The sequence below is a fragment of the Chromobacterium alticapitis genome (genome assembly GCF_002924365.1).
Lineage (GTDB): Bacteria > Pseudomonadota > Gammaproteobacteria > Burkholderiales > Chromobacteriaceae > Chromobacterium > Chromobacterium alticapitis.
The window spans coordinates 1-8032 of sequence record NZ_PQWB01000126.1 but is presented as its reverse complement, the minus strand read 5'-3'; the positions used below and the strand labels follow the sequence as shown (position 1 = coordinate 8032).

Below are 8032 nucleotides of genomic sequence, written 5' to 3'. Positions count from 1 at the left end.
GTCTGCCAGCACGGCTTGATTGAGTTCGACAAAGGCTTGCCAGCGCAGCTTCTTGCGCGCCATGCGGAAGGCGTCGTCGTTGGCGCGGCGGCCGGAGGGAAGCGGAAGGCGGGAGAAGAACTGGTCGAGCTCGACCTGCAAGGAGTGCATCAGGTTGACGAGCAGTACGCCGACCACGCGGTCGAAGGTGAAGATGGCGCGACGGGTGAAATCGCGAGCGGTTTGTCGATGGCGATCGATGAAATCCACGGAAGTGATGAGCTGATGGATTTTATAGATCGAATTGGAATATTGAGGGGATGGGCTTTGTATTCATTTCGTCATATGGATCAATGGTTTATGGCGAGATTATATCACGCGGCGCGTAGGAATTCATGACGAAATGCTAATTTCGCGACAGTGCCCAGGCGCCCGGTAGCACGCAGTATCTCGTTTCGGACATAGGCGTCCAACCGATTTTCCTTCCACGGCTTGGCATTCTTCCGGGTAGGAATCACCGCCTCGGCTTTTCGCTTACTTCTCAACTACCTGTGAGCGGCTGGCATGACTACATCGGCGAGCCGACTATAGCTGATGCCATTCTTGATCGATTGGTTCATAGCGCCCATCGCATTGAACTGAAAGGAGATTCTATGCGCAAACTACAGGCAACACAGGGGTAGTAAATGAGCGCCACACCGGTCTCACATAACTGGCGTGGCGCTCAGAGCGATCAGGAAGAGCTGGAGCGGCTATCATCGCCGCAGCCTGATGGAAACCAATGTGATCGGAACCATAATGTTGCGAAATTCGCAGGGTTACCTCCAGGAACAGCATCCTTGTTCTGCGGCCATTGCTCGATCAGCGCGCTGCCACCCTTGAAGTGCTGCACCATGTCGGTGAGCGTGATGTAGTCTTGCTCATTTTTCGAGGTGATGCCGACGGCAGTGCCTCAAAGGTAAACGTCCCGGTACCAAAGCCCCTTTTGAGATTCACTAGCAGCGAAAGTCAGGAGAAGACCCCATGCAACGGCCAGAGCCCATCCCCCTCACTTCAGAATCGACGATTTCTTATAACGAGTACGTTCGCCAAGCCGTCCAAGCTGCGCTGGATGATCCGCGCGCCGGCATTCCACACGAACAGGCTAAACGCGATTTCGCCCTCAAGCGCGCCGCACTGCTGCGGCGCTCGAAGCTGGACTAAGCAGCTGATGACGGGCCCATTTGTTAGATGAATATGTCAAAGACATTTTGAGGTATATGACAAGCGGCATCAGATTGGGATGGGCTGGGCTTAACGCTTGATGAGCGAAATCTTGGTGCCTTCTATGCTCAGGCTAGCCATCAGGCCTTGCTGGTCGAAGATGAAAGCATAGGCGTCGTTGCGCAATGTCGTCGAGCTCAAGTTTTTCGCCGTGCCGGCATCAACCACGACCACGCTGGGGCCCGTGCCGATTTCCCAACCCATAGACTTTTTCAGATAGCGGATGGCTTTCTGATTCATCAGAAATACCACATAGCCATAGGATTCCGCGCCGGCCTGCCAGCCCCAAGATGCGGTAACTGAGTTGTAATAGCCGTTGGGGTGGCCTCCTTCCAGCAGCACGCCTTCGCCGTATGCGCCGCCAAAGATCAGCCCAGCTTTGACAATCTTGGGAAACACCAGGATGGCGGAGGCCTTGTGGGAGAGACTTTCCGCCGCAGGGCTCGTTTGATACAGCATGTGCAGCGATTGCAGGGCGGCCTCATCCAGATCGCGCGCCGATTCGGCCTGGGTATAGGCGCTGGCCAGACACAGCATCAGCGCGGTGGCGGCCAGTAACAGGACTTTCTGTAGATTTCGTAGGGGATGGATCATGGTGGAACTCCTTGAAAGGGGTTTGAGACTCTCCTTGAATGCTATGGCGTAGAAGTTATGGCGCTTTGTTTCGCAAGCCATGGGCATGGTGAGTTTCAGTGCCCATCATATTCGGCAGCGGTAACGGTCACTGTTCGCCAGCGAACATAGCCGACGCGGGACTGTGCCGGAAGGGAGATTTTCGGCCTGGAGCTATGCCTTCCTTCACGGTATGTCGAGCTTCTATCAGTCGCTGGGTAATAAGGCGAGGCACCCGTTGATGCATGCACATTCAGGAGCCGATGTGGCTGTGATGTCCTCCCCGAGCGCGTGAGGACGGGGCGGGGAGGACGTGGCTATTGGGAGCCGCGGACACATATATAGTTGATGACGACCCGGACCTCCTTGATGCCCAGCGCCAGATCTCCGGCTCGGTCAACCTCGGCCTGGGTATCCACCTGCCCGCTCAGCATGACTCGACCGTTATCGGTTTCCACTCGTATTTCGTACGAGATCAGATCAGGATCTCGGAACAGCTCGGCTTTGACTTTGCCGGTAATCATGGCGTCCGTGACATAGCTGCTCACCTCGGTGCCTTCGGCATAGGTATCGCCCATGGTTTGCGTCGGGGCGGGTGGGTTGTCCGGCATGGTGCCGACGCTATTGCCGCGGGCGCCTGTAGAAACGGTGATCAGCGCGGCGTAGGCAAGAAACAGAGTAAAGCGGCTTGCGCGTTGCATGGATGGGGTAAGCATGATCGACTCCTTCTGCTCAACCGTAGATCGCCCTGCCTAGGGCGGAGCGATCGCTGTGTCTGATTCGCTGCTAGGTAGTCAATCGTTGCGGGAGCCAGTGGCGCGCTACCCTGATCCGGGATCAGCGCTCAAGCGGGCTGTCGGTGCTGTGGTTGGCTGTGGCTGCGCGTTCAGACCTTGGGTGGGGTATAGCCAGTATGGCTTTCGTGAACCAGCCCGGTTTGGTGGCCAGCCTGCTTGGCAGGGGCGCACGGAGCGGCAGCGCTGGCTGGACGCTGTTGACCGCTGGTTTGGGAGGGAGCAACGCCTGGCTTGGCGCTGTCAGCGCACGGCTTTTGGGCCGCGGCGGCATCCTTGGGGGAGGTGTTCTGCTGATTGTGCTTGTCCATGATAACCTCTTTTAGCATCCAACTTCCCGCAGGATTACGAGGCGTTGGTAGGCTGACTTTGAGGCTTAAGCCGGCAGTTGTCGGTGCGTTATCCAACATAGATAGTGAGCTGGCTCGAAAAATCAGTTTTGCGCGCTCATGGCGGCGAGCTGGATTGCGCTCAAGCGCGGAAGATGTCGAATGGCTCTATCTTGCAGTACTCGGCGGATGGCGAAATAGCTGGAGAGAGCGGCGATGATCACCGCCATGCCAAAGGCCAGCGTCAGGTTCCAGCAGGTGATGATGGCCGCGTAGTTGGGCCGCGGCGAGGGGGCGAGGGTGATCCGCCGCGTGATCAGCCCTATGTCCAGGCCAAAGCCGGTGACCGCGGTGAAAGTAGCCATGAACAGAATCATCACCACCAGTTCGCGTCCTTTGGCGCCGATGGCCTTGAGGGCGCCGCATTTCTCCAGATTCTCCCGGATGAAGCTGTAAAACGTTTGGCCGGAGATCGACAGCCCGACGATGAGGCTGATCACCGTCATCAGGTATTGCTTGCGCTGATTATCGATGGCGTAGTTCCAGGCGCTGGCGTGGACAGCCGGAGCGGATAGTGGCAAGTGACAGTCCAGCGTGGGTTAGCGAACAGACTGCCCAGCCGCCCTCGCACAGGATATAGCGAGGCGAGTCTGGCCTGCTGTCCGGCCAGACAAAGAGTTCAGTGCCTCTGGTTTTTTTACAGCTCGAGTTGCCTTCGATGTTCCTGGATGGCTCCAAGCTCGCTCGTTCAGATAGGTGGAGCTGGGTATGCTGGTGCCTCGCGATGGAGACGGTCATGAACTATGCAGAGCGCGATATTTACGGGGTGTACCGAGTGAAAGGCCATACGCAGTTAGCGGAGCAGGTGGAGCTGATGGCGGTGAATGCGCTGATCGGCAGCGACGTTTACAACCAGCGCAATGTGTTTCTGGGCGATATCAAGGAAATCATGCTGAACGTGAAAACGGGCTGCATCGCCTATGTGCAATTGTCGATTCGCGGCTTGCTGGACCTTGACGGCAAAAGGGTGGCCGTACCGTGGAGCGCCTTTATGTTTGATGCCGCGAATAATCGCTTGGTGGTGAGCATGGATCGTTTGCATTTGTGGCAGGTCCCTGACATTGAAGTGCACAAGTGGCTGCATGTGAACCAGCCAACGCCTTTGCCCGACAAGGCGGCCGACTATGGCCGCGGACTCGACTAAATAATCCGGATGTGGCCCTGGCCCCGTTGCCGCAGGTTTTACAGCTTGCGGCAGCGCTGTCACGAAGAGGCGTCTGTGCCAATCCTATTGCCATGCTGCGCACATTGGCCTGCCCCGGGTAAGCCATACGCATCCCCGCTTAGTTGGATAGCGCACAGACATTCTGCCTTCTCACCTTCATGGTAACGATGCCGACCTCTTGCAATGTCGCGGGGGGTTTGCTTCATAGGAGCATGATCATGGACCCGCTTGTTCAACACGATAGCGATGGCGACATGTTCTGGTTGCCTGAAGAAGATATCAAGTCGCTACCCGAAACCGGGTTACCGACGCGGAAGATACTGCCGGGCTCCACCGAGTACTTCAGTTTCACTACCGAGATCTACGACCCGTTTGACGAGGCGATTCAGCACGATCTGGAGGAGTACGAAACGGTTGACGGCGATTGGCCGATGGATGACTGAATCAGCCGCCCGCGGGTTTGGCGCGCAATTCATCGCGGCATCACATGGCGGCAGGTCGCCGCCACCCTGCGGGCGGCGCGACAGGCGATCCCAGATCGCTTTGGCGGTTTGGCCTCCGCCGCGATTCCTTTGATGGAGGGCGTCATGTGGACTGCGTTTATCTTCCAGTTTCGACGTTTGTCCGGGAGAGTGCCATGTTTGAAATTGTCATTGTCACCTTGCTGGTCTTGTGGGCTTTGGGTTTGATGACGGCTTTCACAATGGGAGGCTTCATCCATATTCTTTTGTTGTTGGCAGTCGTGGCGATACTGGTGCGTTTTATCCAAGGTCGGCCGTTATAAGGTGCCAAATAATGGAGCTGATCATGCAGCGTGGCGTGTCGCTTAGCCAGGCAATCATGAGACGATGGGGCCGCGACCTGAGCGCACAGCCATGAAGTTCCACGACTATTACGAAACGCTGGGCATTGCGCGCACCGCCACGCAGGATGAGGTCAAGCAGGCATATCGCAAGCTGGCGCGGAAATTCCATCCGGACGTCAGCAAGGAGGCGGATGCGGAGACGCGCTTCAAGGAACTCGGCGAGGCCTACGCGGTATTGAAGAACCCTGAGAAGCGCGCTGCCTATGATTTGATGGGCAGCGATCTGAAAAGCGGACAGGACTTCCAACCACCACCTGATTGGGACAGCGGCTTCGAGTTTCATGGCCGCGATTTCGGCGGCGGCACGACCGATCAGGACGATTTCTTCGAATCCTTGTTTGGCCGGCGTGCGCGCGGCGGCGGGCACCGTCATGCCCATGGCGTCGGTCGGGATCATCACGCCAAAGTGCAGATTGATCTGGAAGATGCCTACCAAGGCTGCCAACGCAGCGTAGAGTTGCGCATGCCGACCCAGACTGCCGATGGCCATGTGGTGCTGCAGACGCGCACCTTGTCGGTGGCCATCCCCAAAGGCATACGGGCAGGGCAACATCTGCGCCTGGCCGGACAGGGTGGCGCGGCGCCCGGCGCCGGGCCGGCCGGCGATTTGTATCTGGAAATCGAATTCAAGCGCCATCGGCTGTTTCGAGTCGAAGGGCGCGATGTTTTCCTGGAGCTGCCGGTGTCGCCGTGGGAGGCGGCGCTTGGCGCATCCGTGGAAGCGCCCACGCCTGATGGTCCGGTTCAGCTCAAGATCCCACCGGGATCCCAGGCCGGGAAACAATTGCGCCTGAAGGGGCGCGGCATTCCCAGCGCCGTGCCGGGCGATTTATATGTGGCGTTGACGATAGCCTTGCCGCCGGTGGCGGGCGAGCGGGAGCGTGCCGCCTACCAGGCCATGGCTCATGCCTTTGACTTCAATCCGCGCAGCGCGTTGAAAGGATAGCCATCATGGATCAGAACCAGCCGGCAGTGACTCAGGGCGTGGTGGTGGAGGAGCAACTGGAGCTGACGTTGCTTGAACTGTGCCAGGCCAGTCATGCCGAAGAGGCCTTTGTTGTTCGCTGGGTGCGGGAGGGCGTGCTGGAGCCGCTGGGCGAGTCGCCGCAGAATTGGCGTTTCCGTGGCGATGCCTTGAGGCGCGCACAGGTAGCGTGGCGCTTGTCGCGCGATCTAGAGATCAATCCCTCTGGCGTGGCGCTGGTGCTGGATCTGTTGGACGAGCTGCAGGCCTTGCGGGCGCGTCTGGATCGGACTGGCAAGCACTAGCCCGGCATCAGCATGCGCACCACCGCGGCTCTCATCTCCAGCGTCGCGATCCAGACCAAAATGGTCATGGACCGGCTGGCTGTGTACGCGCCCATGACCAGATTTTCTGGAAACCAACATGATGATGACCACCATCAAGTGAACAGCGCCGTCATCGGGCAGATCAGAGCCGGCTGCTGATTCGCTTTAGACTCTACGCTGCAACTATCCTTCAATGTTTACAAGGCGCGGGCGTGTGCGTTGGAAGGGTGGAAATCAGACTGCAACTTATCGGACCTCTTTCCATCCAGTGGCAATATCCAGAATGCTTTGTGCTCTGGCAACATCCGCCTCTCCGCCGTGTACAACCAACACATACTTATCTGCCTTCAGCGCAGTTTCATATTTTACGACCTGATCGGCGTTAACACCAACCCTGGTAAGTGCCGCTCCCAGTGCAGAAACCCCGCCAGCAATCGCAGCACCCTCCAATGCGCTAACTAGGATCGAAACTACCGGGCCAGCCATGGCAACCAATCCTAAACCAGGTAGAAAGAAAACAGCGGGCGCGAATAGCAATCCCCATAAACCTCCCCAAAATGCGCCAACACCTCCCCACATCTTCATCTTATCGCCGGTAGTATAAAATCCGATAGGACTTTCCTCGCTATGGTAACCTTTTCCAATTATGGATAATTTTTTTACGTCAAAGCCACCTTTGCTTAGCAGGCGGATTGCATCCTCTGCTTCAAGATGAGTGTTGTAGACATAAACTGCCGACTTTGATGATTCCATGATTTTTCCTTTGAGAATGAAATTTAACACTCGCTGAGTAATTATTTTAAATTGACACCTTTATTTTGTTTATAACTTGATGTACGCCAGGCATGCCCCATGCGGCATGCTCGGCTAGCTCCCTTTCTGACCAACTATGTACCACACCATCTAGGATCACATCCTCTCCCTGTATCATCACTGAAATACTATCTATGTCGGCGATAGCTCGACGACGGAGAGCATTCTCCACACCGTCCTTTACATCGTTCATAGACAGCTTTGGAGTGATGGCAATATTATCGCTTACACCAGTTACGCCCAATAAGTGTCGCACTATCCGGCTAGCGATTTGGCGCTGGTAATCCCATTCCACCTCACCAAACAATGTTACCCAGCCATTTTCTACCATGACTTTTATTCCTTCTTTCGGTATTTCAGTCATCTGCTGTAGAAGATGAGCAACGGACCGAGAAATATCTGCATCTTCACGCCGGTCGGAGTTAGGCAATTCGACATCCATTTCAATTGCCAACGCTTTCACACCGGCCACGCGCAGAGCAGCGCGTTCCGCAGCCCACTTTTCAGCATAACTACAGACATGTCCTGTCAGTGTTACTACACCATCATTCGTAGATACCCCTACATGGCTGGAACTAATCGAAGGGTCCCAATTCAATTCAGCCATTACATCCTGTTGCAACTGAATATCGTTTTTCATTTCACACTCTCCTAGAATGCTAAAAGAGCCTATAAGTTCGCATACGACCTTAAAATAGTCTGTACGATAACGCACACAACAGAAAACAAGACTTAAGTGCCCACAACAAATTGGTTTGATTCTTGATTGCACTCACCCGGACTCTACTCACCACCGAACTCCATGAAGTGCACCGTACAACTGACCGAGGCCGAGCGCCTGACTCTGCAGCAACTCGCCCTC

At 56.1% G+C, this 8032-nt stretch carries 13 protein-coding genes and 2 pseudogenes; 8 read left to right on the top strand and 7 right to left on the bottom strand.

The window, feature by feature from the left end:
* Positions 1-249, bottom strand: a pseudogene (locus tag C2I19_RS19235) (IS4 family transposase); the annotation flags it as partial.
* A 152-nt stretch (positions 250-401) separates the two neighbouring features.
* Positions 402-512: pseudogene (locus C2I19_RS22310) on the bottom strand (IS5/IS1182 family transposase); the annotation flags it as partial.
* An 18-nt stretch (positions 513-530) separates the two neighbouring features.
* Between C2I19_RS22310 and C2I19_RS19230 the strand changes: the two are divergent.
* Both C2I19_RS19230 and C2I19_RS19225 read left to right on the top strand, forming a co-directional pair.
* A complete protein-coding gene (locus tag C2I19_RS19230) occupies positions 531-662 on the top strand; it encodes an ATP-binding protein (RefSeq protein WP_439647052.1) in 132 nt (43 codons plus the stop codon).
* Positions 663-1002: 340 nt separating this feature from the next.
* Positions 1003-1182 (top strand): antitoxin PaaA2 family protein, encoded by a 180-nt coding sequence (locus tag C2I19_RS19225; RefSeq protein ID WP_103904240.1) that lies wholly within the window; start codon positions 1003-1005, stop codon positions 1180-1182.
* A gap of 90 nt (positions 1183-1272) precedes the next feature.
* Here the strand turns inward: C2I19_RS19225 and C2I19_RS19220 are convergent, their stop codons facing one another.
* The 3 genes from C2I19_RS19220 to C2I19_RS19205 all read right to left on the bottom strand — a co-directional run bounded on the left by C2I19_RS19220 (position 1273) and on the right by C2I19_RS19205 (position 3558).
* A complete protein-coding gene (locus C2I19_RS19220; protein WP_199181275.1) occupies positions 1273-1923 on the bottom strand; it encodes a lipid-binding SYLF domain-containing protein in 651 nt (216 codons plus the stop codon).
* Between the two features lie 248 nt (positions 1924-2171).
* On the bottom strand, positions 2172-2570 hold the full coding sequence (locus C2I19_RS19215) for a BON domain-containing protein (protein ID WP_103904238.1): 399 nt from the start codon (positions 2568-2570) through the stop codon (positions 2172-2174).
* A gap of 511 nt (positions 2571-3081) precedes the next feature.
* Positions 3082-3558, bottom strand: a complete 477-nt coding sequence (locus C2I19_RS19205) for an FtsX-like permease family protein (RefSeq protein ID WP_199181274.1) — start codon at positions 3556-3558, stop codon at positions 3082-3084.
* Positions 3559-3773: 215 nt separating this feature from the next.
* On the opposite strand from C2I19_RS19205, the gene C2I19_RS19200 reads away from it, so the two are divergent.
* From C2I19_RS19200 to C2I19_RS22100, 6 genes are all read left to right on the top strand, one after another.
* Positions 3774-4181 (top strand): PRC-barrel domain-containing protein, encoded by a 408-nt coding sequence (locus C2I19_RS19200; RefSeq protein ID WP_158253766.1) that lies wholly within the window; start codon positions 3774-3776, stop codon positions 4179-4181.
* Between the two features lie 239 nt (positions 4182-4420).
* Positions 4421-4645, top strand: coding sequence for a hypothetical protein (locus tag C2I19_RS19195; RefSeq protein ID WP_146056874.1), 225 nt, complete (start codon positions 4421-4423; stop codon positions 4643-4645).
* 194 nt (positions 4646-4839) lie between these two features.
* A complete protein-coding gene (locus C2I19_RS19190; RefSeq protein ID WP_103904234.1) occupies positions 4840-4986 on the top strand; it encodes a lmo0937 family membrane protein in 147 nt (48 codons plus the stop codon).
* A 91-nt stretch (positions 4987-5077) separates the two neighbouring features.
* On the top strand, positions 5078-6013 hold the full coding sequence (locus C2I19_RS19185; RefSeq protein ID WP_103904233.1) for a DnaJ C-terminal domain-containing protein: 936 nt from the start codon (positions 5078-5080) through the stop codon (positions 6011-6013).
* Between the two features lie 5 nt (positions 6014-6018).
* Positions 6019-6336 carry a chaperone modulator CbpM gene (locus C2I19_RS19180; RefSeq protein WP_103904232.1) on the top strand — a complete coding sequence of 106 codons (318 nt, stop codon included), beginning with the start codon at positions 6019-6021 and terminating at the stop codon, positions 6334-6336.
* 12 nt (positions 6337-6348) lie between these two features.
* Positions 6349-6516, top strand: coding sequence for a hypothetical protein (locus C2I19_RS22100; protein ID WP_158253765.1), 168 nt, complete (start codon positions 6349-6351; stop codon positions 6514-6516).
* A gap of 87 nt (positions 6517-6603) precedes the next feature.
* Here C2I19_RS22100 and C2I19_RS19175 read toward each other — a convergent pair whose 3' ends face one another.
* Together C2I19_RS19175 and C2I19_RS19170 are read right to left on the bottom strand one after the other, a co-directional pair.
* Positions 6604-7110, bottom strand: a complete 507-nt coding sequence (locus C2I19_RS19175; protein ID WP_103904231.1) for a DUF1269 domain-containing protein — start codon at positions 7108-7110, stop codon at positions 6604-6606.
* Between the two features lie 46 nt (positions 7111-7156).
* Complete coding sequence (locus C2I19_RS19170; protein WP_103904230.1) at positions 7157-7810, bottom strand: BON domain-containing protein; 654 nt, start codon at positions 7808-7810, stop codon at positions 7157-7159.
* Between the last annotated feature and the right edge of the window lie 222 nt (positions 7811-8032).

What these genes read in the sequence shown, in the direction of transcription:
- C2I19_RS19225 (WP_103904240.1), top strand. Translation starts at nt 1,003, where the DNA reads ATGCAACGGCCAGAGCCCATCCCCCTCACTTCAGAATCGACGATTTCT.
- C2I19_RS19200 (WP_158253766.1), top strand. Translation starts at nt 3,774, where the DNA reads ATGAACTATGCAGAGCGCGATATTTACGGGGTGTACCGAGTGAAAGGC.
- C2I19_RS19190 (WP_103904234.1), top strand. Translation starts at nt 4,840, where the DNA reads ATGTTTGAAATTGTCATTGTCACCTTGCTGGTCTTGTGGGCTTTGGGT.
- C2I19_RS19180 (WP_103904232.1), top strand. Translation starts at nt 6,019, where the DNA reads ATGGATCAGAACCAGCCGGCAGTGACTCAGGGCGTGGTGGTGGAGGAG.
- C2I19_RS19195 (WP_146056874.1), top strand. Translation starts at nt 4,421, where the DNA reads ATGGACCCGCTTGTTCAACACGATAGCGATGGCGACATGTTCTGGTTG.
- C2I19_RS19175 (WP_103904231.1), bottom strand. Translation starts at nt 7,110, where the DNA reads ATGGAATCATCAAAGTCGGCAGTTTATGTCTACAACACTCATCTTGAA.
- C2I19_RS19215 (WP_103904238.1), bottom strand. Translation starts at nt 2,570, where the DNA reads ATGCTTACCCCATCCATGCAACGCGCAAGCCGCTTTACTCTGTTTCTT.
- C2I19_RS19220 (WP_199181275.1), bottom strand. Translation starts at nt 1,923, where the DNA reads ATGCCCATGGCTTGCGAAACAAAGCGCCATAACTTCTACGCCATAGCA.
- C2I19_RS19185 (WP_103904233.1), top strand. Translation starts at nt 5,078, where the DNA reads ATGAAGTTCCACGACTATTACGAAACGCTGGGCATTGCGCGCACCGCC.
- C2I19_RS22100 (WP_158253765.1), top strand. Translation starts at nt 6,349, where the DNA reads ATGCGCACCACCGCGGCTCTCATCTCCAGCGTCGCGATCCAGACCAAA.
- C2I19_RS19170 (WP_103904230.1), bottom strand. Translation starts at nt 7,810, where the DNA reads ATGAAAAACGATATTCAGTTGCAACAGGATGTAATGGCTGAATTGAAT.